Below are 15398 nucleotides of genomic sequence, written 5' to 3' on the forward strand. Positions count from 1 at the left end.
CCTTGTCAGCAGCAGCATTAGTCACCAGTCTTGTCGCGAATGTTCTGAATCAGAACCGGGTCGAGATCGTCGCCATGCAGCACACTGACGTCGCCGGTCGTTTCCAATACAACCGCCTGTACCTTCGCGAAATCGAGCACATTTGCCTCGCGCAGTTTTGCAATCAGGTCGGACCGTGCAACCCGCGTAATTTCCAGCGCCTTTTCGCAAATTTCTCCGTTTTTCATCAGCAGGATTGGCTCGTTCTGAATTGCGGTCTCGAATGCGTCCGAATTCTTGCGGAGCCGGGCGACGACATGCTGAAACAGAAATAGGCCCGCCATAGCAGCGGCAACCTGCGCCACCGTGGACCATTTCGTGGCCTGCGCCGCACCCGCGACGAGCGAACCCATCGCCACCGTCATGATGAAATCGAAATTGGTCATTTTCGACAGCGAGCGAAGGCCGTTTATGCGCACCAAACCCACCACCCAAAGCATGGCGATGCTTCCCAGGATCAGTCCGCGCAAGATGGCGTCGATTATCGTATTGTCGGGATAGAAGATGGCTGTCGCCCTTTCCTGGCCCGCTTTCAGGGCTATCGTTCAAACGTATCATGCCAGATGCGCGGCACACACCCTGCATTTGTGTCCGTAACAAATGATCAGAGGTAGCTGCCATCCTGATAGATCAGCGGACTTATGGTTTCCGCCACCCGCACCGCTTCTATCCCTGCAATCACGACCGTGTGCGTGCCATATGGCACCAGCTTTGCCACCCGGCAGGTAAGGTTCGCCTGCGCTTCTTCCAACCATGGCAGGCCATGATCGTCTTCACCCCACCTGCCGACAGTAAAGCGGTCCTCATGCCGCATCGCGCCGCCGAACGCGATCGAGATGTCCCGCTGGTGGTCGGACAGAAGGTTCACTGCAAACAGCTCGTCCTGTGCCATCCTTGCGTGGAACGAGTTGGACCGGTTCACGCACAATAGCAGCGTGGGCGGATCCATCGTCAGCGAGGTGATCGATGTGGCCGCCATTCCGACTGCCCCCTGCGGCGAATGCGCGGTCACCACTCCGACAGCGGAAGATAACCGCCGCATGGCCGAACGGAACCCCGTCTGCAGCGGGGAGGACAGCGTAGGCCCGCCTTCAGCCATGACAGGCTCGATCGTGGTGGCAAAGCAGCATTGCCTCCCGATACCCCGCCGCGACGCCAGCGCCAATGTCTTTGTTGCTGGTTTGGCTACACCGCTTAAACAAAAGCTAAAACAGGAACGGCAAACATCACAGTTGCGTAGATATTGTGACGCGGGCGATCCAGCTCGCGGCTGTAGGCGTTAATCGATGCAAGTTATGGGTATCGCCCTTGGTGGGTGTGTAGCAAGCTGTCCGCGATATGGAATTACCGAAGATACGGGGGGTCACATCACCTACTTGCTGGGCGTGATGCAAGCGCTGGCGTCCCGTGCGGATATTCAGTCAGCTGAAATTGTTACCCGGCTCTTCGATGCACCGGATTTGGGCGCAGCACATGCGATGCCAATCGAAATTGTTACCGACAAACTGCGGATAACCCGGATCGATAGCGGCAATCGCCAGTATCTCGGGAAAGAAGCGCTGTCTGCCGATCGCCCCGCCTTCATCTCGGCCTTGCTGGCGGAACTTCGGTCCCGCGAGAAACTGCCGGATGTTATTCACGCGCACTTTGCCGACGCTGCCGATGTGGCTCTCGCGGTTCGCGATGCATTGGGGATACCGTTTATTTACACACCGCATTCGCTCGGCCGGGACAAGTTGAGCGCCATCGGCGGAGATAGCCAAGAGCTTGCAGCGCGGATCACCGAAGAGGACAATGCCATTGGGCGCGCTGACGCGGTCATTGGATCATCGCGCGACGAATGCGAACGACAGCTTGCCGCCTATCCATCGGCGCGCGAAGAAACGATCAGGCGCGTATGTCCCGGGATCGACCAGACAGCCGCTAGCGAAAGCGATATTGCTGCGGCGCGGGCATTGGTGGCCCCTTTCCTGCGCCATCCGGAGCGGCCGACAATTCTCGCTATCGCGCGGCCGGTGGCGAAGAAGAACCTCATTTCCCTGGTCGATGCATTCGGCAAGCACCCAACGTTGCGCGACCGGGCAAACCTCGTCCTGCTAGCGGGGAAGCGAAGCTCGATCGATACCGGCGAGGACGAACAGGTTCGTGTCATCCGCCAACTGACGGACGCTATCGATAAATACGATCTGCACGGACACGTCGCGTACCCACGCAGCCACGACCAGTCGTCCGTCCGTGGGTTGTATGGGCTGGCGCAGGAAAGCGGGGGAGTGTTCGTCAATCCCGCGCTGACCGAACCGTTCGGCCTGACGATCCTGGAAGCCGCCGTGCACGGGGTTCCGGTCGTGGCGACCTGTCATGGCGGCCCAGTCGATATCGTGGATGAACTGCAGCACGGGGTGCTGGTCGAACCTACGGACCCGTCCTCTATTGCCGCTGCCATCGTCAACTTGCTGGATGACCGGGCGAAATGGACATTAGCGTCGCAAAACGGCCGCAGGAATATTAAGAATATCCGCTGGGACAGTTATGCCGCACAATTCAGGCGCATTGCCGCCTCGCTAGTTTCGCGCAAGACCGCATCGGTATCGCCGATCCGCAAAGTGCCTGCGGCAACTGCTCCGCGCACCTTGGTGCTATGCGATATCGACAACACGCTGACCGGGTGTCGGCCTTCGGCTGATCGCCTGACGCGCTTCCTGAATGTCCAGCGCGATATGGTGTTTGGAATTGCTACCGGCCGGTCCCTGATCGAGGCGCGGCGCATTTTGGCCGATTGGAACCTGCCCGAACCGCAGGTGCTGGTCACCTCTGTCGGAACTGAAATTCGTCACGCCGGAACTGCGGGGCTGAAGCGTGACGACAGCTTTAGCCAGTCCATTGCGTCCGGCTGGGATGTAGCGGGAGTAGAGCAGGTCATGGAAGCGTTCCCGCAGGCCATACCGCAGGCAGGTGTCGAACAGCGACAGTTCAAGCGCAGTTACTTTCTTCATGAAGCCGCTCTTGTCGGCCGCATTCGGGAAGCCTTGCGGGATGGCGGCGTAGCGGCCCGCGTTGTGTTCAGCCATGATCGGCTGCTCGACATACTACCTGCCAAAGCCGGTAAGGGCGCTGCGATGCGGCACGTCGCACGGCGGCTTTCCATACCGCTCGACCGGGTTATCGTCGCAGGTGATAGCGGGAACGACACCGATATGCTGACCGCTTGTCCCAATGCGATCGTGGTCGCAAATTGCGAAGCCGAGCTGCGCGAACTCGCTGGGCAAGACGGTCCTTACATGGCCCGTCGAAGCTATGCCGCAGGGGTCCTGGAAGGCCTCATCGCTTATCGCCGAAAGATCCAGAAAACCATGGCAGAAGCAGCATGAACGATACCGGTAACGCGCGCGCGAATGGACCGATCGGCTATTTCGTCCATCATCAGGGCCGCGGCCATGCCGAACGCGCAGCAGCTATCGCGAACGCGCTGGCGGATACACGCAAAGTGCAGCTGTTCTGCGCGCGCGATGACATTTTTCCGGACCTGGACGATCGCATCGGGTTGTCTGTCATCCCGTCCTTGTTCGAAGCGGACGATAATGCGTCGCCCGTTCCCCCCGCTCTCGCAAATGCCGAGACGCCCGATACCCTGCACTGTGCGCCAGTAGGTTGGCTCAGCATCACTCATGCCACCGGTGCGATCATGCAATGGTTTGTCGAAGCGTCTCCGGCACTGTTCATTACAGATGTGTCCGCCGAACTGGCTCAACTCGCCCGAATCGCATCGGTCCCGCACATGGCGGTGCTGCAACATGGCGAGCGTGACGATCCCGGACATATCGCAGCCTATCGCGGTGCGATGGCGTTGTTTGCACCTTATGCCCGTTCGCTGGAGCAAGCGGATCGGCCGGGCTGGATGACGCGCAAGACCATTTATGCGCCCGGCATCGGGGTGGATTGCGCGTCGCTTCCCGAGCGCGACGTTGCCCGTGCGAAGCTCGGCATTCCCGCGGACATCGACCTTGTCATCGTTATCGGCGGTGGTGGCGGTACGGGTTTGCCATCTGCTCCATTAACGCTTGGCGCACGGGACGAGCCCGACAGCCAATGGGTCACATTGGGCAAGATGCAAACCGAATGGCACGAAACGCCGCCAGGTAATCTGCGTCATCTCGGCTGGGTCGACAACCCGCAGGACTGGATTGCTGCGGCTGACAGGTTGGTATCGAGTTGCGGCAACACGACGGTTCATATGGCGGCTGCTGCCGGGAAGCCGTGGGTGGTGGTACCGGAATGGCGTTATTTTGCAGAACAATCAGCAAAAGCCGAAGCGCTGGATACTGCCGGCGTCGCTGCGATGGCTCGGCAATGGCCGGGCAGCGCAGCGGCGTGGCGCAAGCTCTGGCACGCCGCCGCAGCGCTCGATCCGGCCGAGCAGAAGGTGTTGGTCGATCCGAACGCTGCACCGCGCGCGGCCAAGGCCGTTGATACGCTTGTCAATCGCCTGTGGTCGCCAACGGCCAACGACAGCGTACTGACATCAGGAGTTTCAGCATGACGACATCGGTTTGCACACTCGCTTTCGGGCGCGATGAACATTTGACCAATCTCGTGCGTGGGCTTGCCCAGTCTACAGTGCATCCGGACGAGTTGGTAATCGCCGTAATGCAGGAGAACCGGTACGATCTGCCCGATTGCGATTTTCCCGTACGACAGATCATGATGGGCTCGTCGGGCATACCATTGGCTGAAGCACGCAATGTTGCCGCTGCTGAAGCCATCGGCGACTTGCTGATATATCTGGATGTAGACTGCATTCCCAACCCCGATTTGGTCGGTGATTACATCGACGCAGCCAAGACCGGCGACGGTGTGTTTATGGGCGAGGTAGCCTACTTGCCATCCGGCGCGACCGCAAGTGTCAGCGCTGCAGATAATGGGTTCGACTACGCCGCCTTCGACCGGGTAGGAGTGCGCCATTCCGAACGGCGCGGACCACCCGAGGGACAGATCGATCGCTGTTCCGACTACCGCTGTTTCTGGTCGTTGAACTTCGCGATCAGCGCCGAGGATTTCGCAGCTACTGGCGGGTTCGATGAGAACTATGTCGGCTATGGCGGCGAAGACACCGATTTCGGCCGGGTGGTGGCTACATCAGGATTGCCGATCTGGTGGGTCCGCGGGGCAAAGGCCTATCACCAATACCATCCGCATCACATGCCGCCGGTGCACCACATCGATAGCGTTCTCGCCAATGTTCATCGCTTCGTCGAGAAGTGGGGCGAGGAAACGATGGATCACTGGCTGAAGGCGTTCTCACTGATGGGACTGGCCGAACGAAGCGAAGCGGGCTGGCGAAAACTGCGCGACCCCAATGAGGCGGACCTCGCTTTGACCAGGCAGCAGTCGCACCAGCCCTATGCGAGCAGTGCGACGGTGCTAGAAGTGCTGGAAGCCGAAGCTGTTGGAGCGACAGGGACAACAGCTGCAGGCCGGGCGATGCGCGCTGCACCGGAGATCGCTGCCTCGTAGCGAGCTTCATACCCGTCAAGCATCTGATCGACCGAAAAGTGTTTCGCGATCCGGTCGCGGCACGATGCGCCATCCAGAAACTGGGCTTTCGACATGGCTCGCGCCAGTGCTGAAACGTCGCCAGCAGGCACCAGCTGGCCGCATGAGCCAAGCACTTCGCGCATCGCGCCCCGGTCGAATGCGATAACCGGCACACCTGCCACCATCGCTTCGGCGGCTACGAGCCCGAAAGGCTCGTCCCACATGGGTGTAACCACAGCTGCCAGCGCGTGGGCGACCTTGTGTCGTAAAGCGGTTCCCGACATGTGGCCACAATAGCGGATCCGGTCGTTCAGATATGGCGTAACGAATTCGTTGAAATATAGCTCGTCTTCGACGGTGCCGACAATGTCTAGCGAGGCTTGCGCGATCCGGGCGGCCGCCACGGTTTCGCGTAAGCCCTTGGTAGGGGTGATCCGGCCAAACCAGACCAGTCGCTCGCCGCGTTGATCGGCCACCGGCCAGTCGTTCAGATCGATCCCGTTATGCACCACTTTCATATTCGATCCGCGAACTGCATCCCACATCGCGAGCTGCTGCCGGGAGGTGACTGTGAATTGCTGTGACAGGTCGCCATGACTGCGGCCAACCGCGTCGCGCATCATGCTGAACGGCGGCACATGCTGGGACGTAACCATCGCCCGCCCCGACTTGCGCGCCCAGTCCAACACTGGCGTAAACAGCGAGTTGTTGTGCACGACATCATATCGACCCCCATCGATAGCCCGCCAAGCTTTAGCAAAAGCTTGCTGCTGGTAGGCACGCAGTTCATCGCTACCTTGCCATGTATCGTAGGGAAGCACGTTCTCACAGGGGTGCGGGCAGGTGTGAACCGTATCTGGAAGGTCGGAACCACCCGCAGCAAACAGTGTCACGGCGTGACCCCTGCGACGCAGCGCGGTAACCAGTTGATGACAATGAGCCTCCATCCCGCCCATGAACGGTTCCGCGATCGCGTGGCGAATATGCGCCAGAACGGCAATTTTCATGTAACAAAACTTCCGAAGAAAGATGCTGGGAATTGGCAGCGATCAGGCGAACCGACCTCGATCCGCTTTGCGTCGGTCGAACCAACCGTAAATCAACGGAAGACAATGTTGCACGTTCCTATTGTAACGAATGTTAACCGCTTGACGTGGAACCGGTTTGTGGTGAAGCTGTTCGCAATACGGGAGCGTGCGGAACGTACCTCTCGGTAGGAGTGAATGTTTCTCATGCCCGACGCTGACTATCCACTGACAGGCCGTTTTCTACAAAGCCGTCTGCGACATGCAATGACCGACCATGAAAAGAGTGTTCTGGAAGGTCTTATAGACCGGACGGTTACTTTTGCCGGCGAAACGGTTGTCGTAAAACGCGGCGAATACATGAACCATTCGATGTTGCTGATCGAAGGGTTCATGCTCCGCACGATCGAGGCCGACGGGAAAGAAGCGATCGTAGGGCTGCAGGTGCCGGGCGATTTTGTCGATTTACACGCCTTCGCTCTGAAGCGGCTGGACCATGATTTAAAAGCTGTTGGGCGCGTGACGGTAGGTTATGTTCCGCACGAGCGCCTGCAACAGGTCATGCTGGAGGAGCCGCATCTGGCGCGTTTGTTCTGGTTCTCGACCTTGCTGGACGCTTCCATTCATCGCGAATGGATTCGCAAGGTCGGGCAGCTGCGGGCGATGGGGAAAGTCGCGCATTTTATCTGTGAAATCTGGTACCGCCTGCGGATGGTCGAGCTGGGCAAGGAAGCAGGGTTTCAGACGCCGTTTTCCCAAATCCATCTGGCCAATATGTGCGGTATGTCGACCATCCATGTCAGCCGCACGATGAAGGATCTGCGCGAAGCTGGTATGATGGAGTTTCGCCGCGGTCGGGTAATCATACACGATGGTGAAAAGCTGAAAAAAATCGCCAGTTTCGATCCCGCCTATTTGTACGGTGAAGGCGGTCTGGAAGTTGGCCATGCGCTCGACTTAGGGGCGGACGAGCGCGCTTTGGCGAAGTGATGACGGTAACCCAGGCGGAAGGTGGGCCGGGCGCGTGTTGTCTCAACTTCGGGAGCAAATCCACGCGCGTGGTGCACTTAGTGGCAATAATGGCGGAGACGGAGGGATTCGAACCCTCGATAGGTTGCCCTATACACGCTTTCCAAGCGAGCGCGATCGACCACTCTGCCACGTCTCCGCATCGCCTTAAAACCGAAGTCTTCGAGCGAAGCCGCGCGTCTAGCGGCGGCGGGGGGCTTTCGCAAGGTGCAATCCCGTGCCAAACCCGCGGCCATGATGAAATTTATCCCAATGGTCGCCGCCGCCCTCACTCTTACCGCATCAGCACAAGCGCAGGAACCGGGTGCCGCTCCCTCCCCCAACCAGATCGTCGCCAGCGCGTCTGCCGATGAATGGATCACCATTTCGGCGGAAGACCTGCTGGTGATGATGCTAGCGCCGGATCGGGATGGCAACCCGCGCGAGGTGGTGCTGCAGCTGATGCCTGCGCCATTTTCGCAAGGCTGGGTGGAAAACATCCGCCTGTTCGCCCGGAGCGGGTGGTACGACAATATCAGCGTCAACAGGGTGCAGGACAATTACGTCGTCCAGTGGGGCGATCCGAATTACGACAACCCCGAGACGGAGGGTAAGGCGAAGCCGCTGCCCGAGGGGCTGCGGGTGATGGAGGAAGCGGACTATACGACGACGACTGTCGATGTGACGCTCATTCATAATGGAATGGAGCTTACCGAGGACAATCGGGTCCAGTTTGCGGCAATGGATTGGTCCCAAACAGAGGATCCAGACTTTCATAACGTGAGCCCTGATGTACGAACAACGCAAACCACCCACACATTCGCTGGATGGCATCAACGTGACAGCTACTCCCAGTGGGTTGAATTCTTTCAAAGCTGGCCGGTCAGTTCAGAAGGAGAGACCGGAGACGCTCCGTGGTGGCCCATCCACTGCTACGGCATGGTCGGCGTAGGCCGCGGCTACTCCCCTGATACTGGCTCCGGTGCGGAGCTTTACACCGTCATCGGCCATGCGCCGCGCCATCTCGATCGCAACATTGCGCTGGTGGGCCGGGTGATCGAGGGGATGGAGCATCTTTCCAGCCTGCCGCGCGGCAAGGGCGATCTCGGGTTCTATACCGACCCATCCAGACGAACCGCCATCCAGACCGTGCGCGTGGCCAGCGACCTGCCTCAGGCCGAACAGCCGCAATTCGAGTTCCTCTCAACTGAAAGCGAGACCTTCGCACAATATGCCGAGGCACGCGCGAACCGGCGCGATCCTTTCTTCATCGTGCCCGCAGGCGGCGCGGATATCTGCAATATCCCGGTGCCGGTGCGGCGAACCGCGACGCAATAACGGAACTAAATTCGCTCCGCCTGCGCCACCGCATCGCTCGCCCGCAATGCGCTGAGGATGCGGGTGAGGTGGGCGAGGTCTTTCACGTCCAGCCCCACTTCGTACATCTGGAACGGCTTGTCGTGCTGCACCTGTTCCAATGTCATCACATTGGCGTGGTTCTGCGCAAACAGCACCGCCATCTCGGCCAGCGTGCCGGGGCGGTCGTACAAGGTCACGCGCATCCGCCCGGTCGCGCCATGGGATCGTTTGCCCCATGACAGGTCCAGCCAGTCGGTATCGATGCCGGTGGCCAGTTCGATGCAGTCGATAGTGTGGACTTCCACCCCCTCGCCCGATTTCCTGAGACCCACGATTCGATCCCCCGGTACCGGATGGCAGCATTTGGCCAGCGCGAACCCCACACCCGCCGTCAGCCCGCGAATTGAGATCGTCTTCTCCTGCGTAGGCCAGTCTTCCTGAGTATCGAAAGCCGCCGTGCACCCGGGGACCAGCGCTTCCATCACCTCGCGGTCGTCTATCTTGGCCGCACCAATGGCATACATGAGCGCCTCTTCATCGGCCATTTCCAGCCGCTTCACGGCGTCCTTCGTGGCTTTCTTGCCGATGCGCGCTGGCAAGCGGACTGCGATATCATCGAACAGCTTGCGCCCCAGTTCGGCCACTTCGGCGCGTTCCTTCAGCCGCACACTGCGCCGGATAGCCGCCCGCGCCTTGCCTGTTACCACGAAGCCCAGCCAGGCGAGCTGCGGTTCCGCTTTCTTCGCCTTGATGATCTCCACCACGTCGCCATTGCTGAGCGGCGTGCGCAGCGGCATGTGCCGGCCGTTGATCTTCGCGCCCACCGTCTGCGCACCCAGATCGGTATGCACGGCGAAGGCGAAGTCGACCGGGCTGGACCCCTTGGGCAACTGGAACAGCGCACCTTTGGGCGTGAACGCGAATATCCGGTCCTGGTAAATCGCCATACGCGTATGTTCGAGCAGTTCTTCGGAATCGTGGCTGGCATCCACGATTTCGATGAGATCGCGCAGCCAGCCCACCTGCCCATCGGGCCTGTCGCCCTGCTTGTAAGCCCAGTGCGCCGCCAGCCCGAATTCGTTGGTGCGGTGCATGTCCCGGGTGCGGATCTGCACTTCGACCCGCATGGAGTTTTCGTAGATCAATGAGGTGTGGAGCGACTTGTAGCCATTGTTCTTGGGCGTGGAGAGGTAGTCCTTGAACTTGCCGGGAATGAATTGCCATGTGGTATGCAGGATACCCATCGCGCGATAGCAATCGGCCTCGTCTTCGCAGATTACGCGAAACGCCATGATGTCGGTGATCTGTTCGAAGCTGACGTGGCGTTCGGCCATCTTTCGCCAGATGGAAAACGGGTGTTTCTCGCGCCCCGACACTTCCACGGCCAGTCCGGCGCCTGCCAGCGCCTGCTTCATGGCAAATGCAATGGCATCCACCTGCCCGCCATCCTGTTTGCGGATATCGGCCAGGCGGTCGGTAATGAGATTGAACGCTTCGGGCTCCAGCTGTTCGAAGGCGAGCATCTGCATCTCGCGCATATATTCGTACATCCCCACGCGCTCTGCCAGCGGGGCGTAAATATCCATCGTCTCGCGCGCGATGCGCTGGCGTTTTTCCGGCGATTTGATGAAGTGAAGCGTGCGCATATTGTGCAGCCGGTCGGCCAGCTTCACCAGCAGGACACGAATGTCCTCGCTCATCGCGAGCAGGAACTTGCGTAGGTTTTCAGCTGCCCGGTCATCCTCGGGCATGGCGTCGATCTTACTGAGCTTGGTAACGCCATCGACCAGCCGGGCCACCTCGGGGCCGAAATTCTCCTCGATATCGTCGATCGTGGCGAGCGTATCTTCCACCGTATCGTGCAACAGCGCGGTAGCGATGGTTTCCTGATCCAGCTTCAGGTCGGTCATCAGCCCTGCGACTTCGACCGGATGGCTGAAATAGGGATCGCCGCTGGCACGTTTCTGACTACCGTGTTTCTGCACGGTATAGACATACGCCCGGTTGAGCATCGCCTCATCCGCGTCCGGGTCGTACGCCTTGACCCGCTCCACCAGTTCATATTGCCTCAGCATCGCCGCGCATCATGTGCGCAGGGATCGGGAGACGGCAAGGGAAAAGCGCGCGGGTTCGATTGGCAGGGCGCGCCTGGCCCCTAACTAAGCAGCCTTGCTCCCGGCTTGCTGCGTCTCCTGATATTTATCGAGTGCACCGCGTATCTGCAGGATCGCTTCTCGCGCATTAAGCTCTGCCAGATACGGAATTTCGCTAAGCGACGCTCTGATCGCTTCCGGGGTTTCCGATCCATCGGTCATCGAAACCATGCCCCATTCGGAAAAGATGCGGGTAGGTACGGCTCCCAGATCGATCAGGTTTACCTGCCGATGCCGGAAATCGCCGCAGATACGCTCGAATATCTCTTCCAGCGCTTCTCCGGGACCCTCCAGCACCTGAATGAACTGCCCTTGGACGAACAACATTACCCCTGTCAGGCCCTTGGCCGAATTACGTGCGGCTGACGCCTGGGCAAGCCTTCGAACCGAACTCTCCTGCTCGTATTCGGGTACCCCCAGCGCGGCGTGGCTGGTGTATAACAAACGTTGGAGCATGGACATTTTCCTCGGCTCAGGCTGCCGCATTGCGCGGCGCCTTGCTGTCGAACAGGGCGCAGATCTGTGTGTGCGGTACCGGATGGCTGAACAGGTAACCCTGCATGTTGCTGCATCCGTGTTTGGTGATGAAGTCGTGCTGCGCCGCCGTCTCAATGCCCTCTGCAGTAATCCGCATGTCCAAGCTCACGCCAAGCTGCGCGATGGCCCGCACAATCGACGCGCTGCCGGGATCGTCCGGCAGTTGCGCCACGAAACTACGATCGATCTTGATCCGGTCGATGGGAAACCGATGCAAATAGCTGAGCGAGGAATAGCCGGTCCCGAAATCGTCCAGCGAAATCCTCACACCCATGCCGCTGATCTGCTTGAGCATCTGCAGCGCCTCTTCGTCATTGCCCAACAACGCGGTTTCAGTGATTTCCAGCTCAAGGCGCGCTGGCGTAATGCCGGATTCCTCAAGCGCCTGGGTGACCGTCTGCGGAAGACGGGGGTCCATCAGCTGTACTGGTGAGACATTGACGGAAACCGCAACCTTGTCAGGCCATGAAGCCGCATCAATGCAGGCGCGGCGCAGCACTTGCGAACCGATGCGGGTTATCAGGCCCAGTTCTTCCGCCATGGGAATGAATTTCGATGGCGGGACATCGCCGCGATCCGAACAGTTCCAGCGTACCAGCGCCTCAGCCCCTGTGCATTCGCCGGATGCGGTGTCCATGACTGGTTGATAAACCACTGCGAAATCCTCGCGCATAACGGCGCGCCGCAGATCGGATTCCATCGCCCGCCGGTCCTCCAATTGCTCGATCAGAGCAGGGTCGAAGGTAAAGTGGCGGTTCCGGCCGCCACGCTTCGCTGTGTACAAAGCGACATCTGCGTGCTGGATCAGCGTGTCAGTGTCGCCGGCGTGTTCCGGCGCAAGCGCCAGTCCGACGCTACCGCCGATCTCGGCGATGCTGGAATTGATCACAAAGGGTCTGGAAAGCACTTCGACTATGCGCTGTGCAAGCGATTCTGCGGTTCCTGGACTGGTTATATCGCGCGCGATCACGGCGAATTCATCCCCGCCCAGACGGGCCACCAAATCGCCGCTTCGCACTGCGCGGCCGAGCCGTACCGCTACCCGCCGCAGCACCTCATCGCCGACGGGATGACCAAGCGTATCGTTAACGTGCTTGAACCGGTCGAGGTCGATCATGAGTAGCACAAACGGTTTGGCATGGCCGGTTCGCAAGGCGGCGCATTCCCTGGTCAACTGCTCCGTAAACGACCGGCGGTTCGCAAGCTGGGTCAGCGCGTCGTGCAGCGCCTGATGTCGCAGTTTGTCACGCGAATCCGTACGGGTGCGCGTTTCCACCAGATTGGTAGTGATGCCGGTACCCACGATCAGCAGTGCCACCATCGCCACCGCTGCCGCCATGGCGGTAAAGGCTTCGCTGTCCGCTCCGCTGGAAAAGCCGGCGATCGGCGTGACAACGAATGCTGCCATGCCGACAAAATGAAGGGTGACGATGGCCGCCACGAACAGCGCCGTCGCCTTCCACTGATGTCTGTCCGACGGTCGCCGCCGCAACTGGTCTATTGCTGCCACTGACAGCACGACCGATCCGATGATCGACGGCACCACATATTCCGGCAGCCAGCGCACCACGCCATCGACCCGGTAGGCAAACATTCCGACATAATGCATCGCCGCGATTGCCAGACCGATCGTACCGCCGCCGCAGATTGCTGCCAGGGTATTGCTGCGCAAGTTGGCCAGCGAGAGGCCGATACCACTGCCAATCACTGCGATGAGCGCGGATACGATCGTCAGCGTCGCGTCGAATGTGATCGGGACGCCGGGATTATATCCAAGCATGGCGATGAAATGGGTCGTCCAGATCGCAGAACCCGACGTGACCGCCGAAAGGAACAGCCAGTAGAACCGCGGCAACCCGCGTTCCGACAGCATCCGCGCGAACAGCTTGACCGATACGAACGCCCCGAACACGCACATTACCGCTGCCAGCAGGACGAGCATCAGATTGTGATCGTGAGCAAGGCAGGCAAATACACGCATGATAATCCGCTCGATAAGGTGCTGCGCGATGCATCACAGGAGGGACTATGCCTAGGCAAGCACAGTAAAAGCGTTGTGCAAATGCGATTAGGGGTTTTTGCGGGTCGTCAGCTCCACGTCGCTTCAGGCGGCAGGCTCATCAGGATGGCGTCGATATTGCCGCCGGTCTTCAGGCCGAACAGGGTGCCGCGATCATGCACCAGGTTGAATTCGGCATAGCGTCCGCGCCATTCCAGCTGGGTTGCCTTGTCGGCGGCGGTGTATTCATCGGCCACATGACGCCGCACGATGCGTGGATACACGCTGAGGAATGCTTCTCCTACATCGCGGGTGAAAGCGAAATTGCGCTCGAACGCAGCGTTCTCATCGAAACTCTCCTGTTCGGCAGCATCGTCATCCGGCGCGCTGCATTCCAGGTGATCGTAAAAGATACCTCCAACTCCGCGATGAACGCCGCGATGCGGGATGTAGAAATACTCATCCGCCCATTTCGAAAACCGATCGTAATAGGTGGGGTTGTGCGCCATACAGGCGGCGCGCAGGGCTGCGTGAAATTCGGCCGTATCTTCTTCATAGGGGATCGGCGGATTGAGGTCCGCCCCGCCCCCGAACCACGCCTTCCCGGTCACCAGGAAACGGGTGTTCATATGGACGGCGGGCACGTGAGGATTGGCCATATGCGCCACCAACGAGATACCGGTCGCGTTGAATTCGGGACTGTCCGCCGCGCCATGCATGGTGCGCGCGAATTCAGGTGCGAAGGCGCCGCGCACCGTGCTGACATTGACGCCGACCTTTTCGAACACCTTGCCCTTCATCACGCCGCGCACGCCGCCGCCAGGATCGGGGTTGCCCTCTTCCTCCCGGTCCCATTCGATAAATTCGAACGCGGCATTGCTACCTGCCTCGCGCTCGATCTGGACGAAGGCATCGCAGATTCTGTCACGCAAAGCTTCGAACCAATCCTTGGCGCGGATGGTATAGGGGGCCCAATCGGTCATCACGGATACCTTGCCAAAGCGCGAGAGTCCGGGCAATAGCTGGACTATGGTTCCCCTTTCGTTCGCTGGCGAGGAATTGATCCTCACGCGCAACCATGCGCTGTACTGGCCGGCGGAACGCGCGCTGCTGGTGGCGGACCTGCATCTGGAAAAGGCCAGCTGGTACGCCAAACATGGTCAGTTCCTGCCACCCTATGACAGCCGCGAGACTTTGGAGCGGCTGGCACACGCCATTCGGGAAACCGGCGCGCGGCGGGTGTTCACGCTGGGCGACAATTTTCATGACAGTCACGCAGCGGAACGGATGGAGCCGCACGCCACCGGGATGCTGGCTGCCCTCACCCGCGCGGTGGACTGGGTGTGGATCACCGGCAATCACGATAGCGCGATGGAAGCAGCGGCGGGCGGTACGCTGGCGGACGAGCTGGAAATCGGCGGCATGATCCTGCGCCATATTGCCAAGCGCGGCGAGCTGCGCCCTGAACTCTCCGGCCATTTCCACCCCAAACTGCGCCTCAGACTGCGTGGCCGCCGCATCGCCCGACCATGTGCCGTACGCAGCCGCGACACAGCGGGTGCCGACCGGCTGATCCTGCCTGCCTTCGGTTCGCTCACCGGCGGAATGGATGCGGGCGACCCTGCGATCCTGAAAGCCCTCCAGCCTGCCGACGAGATTAGCGCCGTACTGCACGCAGGCGAGAAACTGGCGGAATTCCGGCTGTGGGCGAAGGCGGCTTAGTTTGTTTTGCCTCAAGCGCCGGCG

13 protein-coding genes and 1 tRNA gene are annotated in these 15398 nt (G+C 60.0%); 6 read left to right on the forward strand and 8 right to left on the reverse strand.

Annotated elements, in window-relative coordinates; translation table 11 throughout:
- Positions 1-17: 17 nt before the first annotated feature.
- Positions 18-509 (reverse strand): DUF421 domain-containing protein, encoded by a 492-nt coding sequence (locus HME9302_RS09110; protein WP_230079944.1) that lies wholly within the window; start codon positions 507-509, stop codon positions 18-20.
- Between the two features lie 134 nt (positions 510-643).
- Positions 644-1138 carry a flavin reductase family protein gene (locus HME9302_RS09115; RefSeq protein ID WP_115366757.1) on the reverse strand — a complete coding sequence of 165 codons (495 nt, stop codon included), beginning with the start codon at positions 1136-1138 and terminating at the stop codon, positions 644-646.
- 196 nt (positions 1139-1334) lie between these two features.
- On the opposite strand from HME9302_RS09115, the gene HME9302_RS09120 reads away from it, so the two are divergent.
- Genes HME9302_RS09120 through HME9302_RS09130 form a run of 3 tightly spaced genes read left to right on the forward strand, consistent with a single transcriptional unit; the run spans position 1335 to position 5550 of the window.
- Positions 1335-3407, forward strand: coding sequence for an HAD-IIB family hydrolase (locus HME9302_RS09120; RefSeq protein ID WP_181815725.1), 2073 nt, complete (start codon positions 1335-1337; stop codon positions 3405-3407).
- Complete coding sequence (locus HME9302_RS09125) at positions 3404-4576, forward strand: glycosyltransferase family protein (protein WP_115366759.1); 1173 nt, start codon at positions 3404-3406, stop codon at positions 4574-4576. The genes HME9302_RS09120 and HME9302_RS09125 overlap by 4 nt, the downstream gene beginning before the upstream one ends.
- Complete coding sequence (locus HME9302_RS09130) at positions 4573-5550, forward strand: glycosyltransferase family 2 protein (protein WP_115366760.1); 978 nt, start codon at positions 4573-4575, stop codon at positions 5548-5550. The genes HME9302_RS09125 and HME9302_RS09130 overlap by 4 nt, the downstream gene beginning before the upstream one ends.
- Here HME9302_RS09130 and HME9302_RS09135 read toward each other — a convergent pair.
- Entirely contained in the window at positions 5436-6578 is a 1143-nt protein-coding gene (locus tag HME9302_RS09135) for a glycosyltransferase (protein WP_115366761.1), read from the reverse strand. The two genes, HME9302_RS09130 and HME9302_RS09135, sit on opposite strands and share 115 nt — an antisense overlap.
- Positions 6579-6863: 285 nt before the next feature.
- Here HME9302_RS09135 and HME9302_RS09140 point away from each other — a divergent pair, with 285 nt between their 5' ends.
- Positions 6864-7586, forward strand: coding sequence for a Crp/Fnr family transcriptional regulator (locus tag HME9302_RS09140; RefSeq protein ID WP_230079945.1), 723 nt, complete (start codon positions 6864-6866; stop codon positions 7584-7586).
- A 90-nt stretch (positions 7587-7676) separates the two neighbouring features.
- Here the strand turns inward: HME9302_RS09140 and HME9302_RS09145 are convergent.
- Positions 7677-7764, reverse strand: a tRNA-Ser gene (locus HME9302_RS09145).
- Between the two features lie 95 nt (positions 7765-7859).
- Here HME9302_RS09145 and HME9302_RS09150 point away from each other — a divergent pair.
- Positions 7860-8942, forward strand: coding sequence for a peptidylprolyl isomerase (locus tag HME9302_RS09150; protein WP_407641321.1), 1083 nt, complete (start codon positions 7860-7862; stop codon positions 8940-8942).
- Positions 8943-8947: 5 nt separating this feature from the next.
- On the opposite strand, the gene HME9302_RS09155 is transcribed toward HME9302_RS09150, so the two are convergent.
- The 4 genes from HME9302_RS09155 to hemF all read right to left on the reverse strand — a co-directional run bounded on the left by HME9302_RS09155 (position 8948) and on the right by hemF (position 14635).
- On the reverse strand, positions 8948-11038 hold the full coding sequence (locus HME9302_RS09155; RefSeq protein ID WP_115366763.1) for a RelA/SpoT family protein: 2091 nt from the start codon (positions 11036-11038) through the stop codon (positions 8948-8950).
- 84 nt (positions 11039-11122) lie between these two features.
- Positions 11123-11572, reverse strand: coding sequence for a BLUF domain-containing protein (locus tag HME9302_RS09160; protein ID WP_115367626.1), 450 nt, complete (start codon positions 11570-11572; stop codon positions 11123-11125).
- Positions 11573-11588: 16 nt separating this feature from the next.
- On the reverse strand, positions 11589-13634 hold the full coding sequence (locus tag HME9302_RS09165) for a putative bifunctional diguanylate cyclase/phosphodiesterase (protein ID WP_115366764.1): 2046 nt from the start codon (positions 13632-13634) through the stop codon (positions 11589-11591).
- A 107-nt stretch (positions 13635-13741) separates the two neighbouring features.
- Positions 13742-14635: an oxygen-dependent coproporphyrinogen oxidase gene (gene hemF / locus HME9302_RS09170; protein WP_115366765.1), complete on the reverse strand. Its 894-nt coding sequence runs from the start codon at positions 14633-14635 to the stop codon at positions 13742-13744.
- 46 nt (positions 14636-14681) lie between these two features.
- Between hemF and pdeM the strand changes: the two genes are divergently transcribed.
- Positions 14682-15374, forward strand: coding sequence for a ligase-associated DNA damage response endonuclease PdeM (gene pdeM, locus HME9302_RS09175; protein WP_115366766.1), 693 nt, complete (start codon positions 14682-14684; stop codon positions 15372-15374).
- Positions 15375-15398 lie beyond the last annotated feature (24 nt).

Origin of the sequence: Alteripontixanthobacter maritimus, from assembly GCF_003340475.1 — a bacterium.
GTDB classification, from domain to species: Bacteria; Pseudomonadota; Alphaproteobacteria; order Sphingomonadales; family Sphingomonadaceae; genus Alteripontixanthobacter; species Alteripontixanthobacter maritimus.

What these genes read in the sequence shown, in the direction of transcription:
- HME9302_RS09115 (WP_115366757.1), bottom strand. Translation starts at nt 1,138, where the DNA reads ATGGCTGAAGGCGGGCCTACGCTGTCCTCCCCGCTGCAGACGGGGTTC.
- HME9302_RS09120 (WP_181815725.1), top strand. Translation starts at nt 1,335, where the DNA reads ATGGGTATCGCCCTTGGTGGGTGTGTAGCAAGCTGTCCGCGATATGGA.
- HME9302_RS09125 (WP_115366759.1), top strand. Translation starts at nt 3,404, where the DNA reads ATGAACGATACCGGTAACGCGCGCGCGAATGGACCGATCGGCTATTTC.
- HME9302_RS09130 (WP_115366760.1), top strand. Translation starts at nt 4,573, where the DNA reads ATGACGACATCGGTTTGCACACTCGCTTTCGGGCGCGATGAACATTTG.
- HME9302_RS09135 (WP_115366761.1), bottom strand. Translation starts at nt 6,578, where the DNA reads ATGAAAATTGCCGTTCTGGCGCATATTCGCCACGCGATCGCGGAACCG.
- HME9302_RS09140 (WP_230079945.1), top strand. Translation starts at nt 6,864, where the DNA reads ATGACCGACCATGAAAAGAGTGTTCTGGAAGGTCTTATAGACCGGACG.
- HME9302_RS09150 (WP_407641321.1), top strand. Translation starts at nt 7,860, where the DNA reads ATGATGAAATTTATCCCAATGGTCGCCGCCGCCCTCACTCTTACCGCA.
- HME9302_RS09155 (WP_115366763.1), bottom strand. Translation starts at nt 11,038, where the DNA reads ATGCTGAGGCAATATGAACTGGTGGAGCGGGTCAAGGCGTACGACCCG.
- HME9302_RS09160 (WP_115367626.1), bottom strand. Translation starts at nt 11,572, where the DNA reads ATGCTCCAACGTTTGTTATACACCAGCCACGCCGCGCTGGGGGTACCC.
- HME9302_RS09165 (WP_115366764.1), bottom strand. Translation starts at nt 13,634, where the DNA reads ATGCGTGTATTTGCCTGCCTTGCTCACGATCACAATCTGATGCTCGTC.
- hemF (WP_115366765.1), bottom strand. Translation starts at nt 14,635, where the DNA reads ATGACCGATTGGGCCCCCTATACCATCCGCGCCAAGGATTGGTTCGAA.
- pdeM (WP_115366766.1), top strand. Translation starts at nt 14,682, where the DNA reads ATGGTTCCCCTTTCGTTCGCTGGCGAGGAATTGATCCTCACGCGCAAC.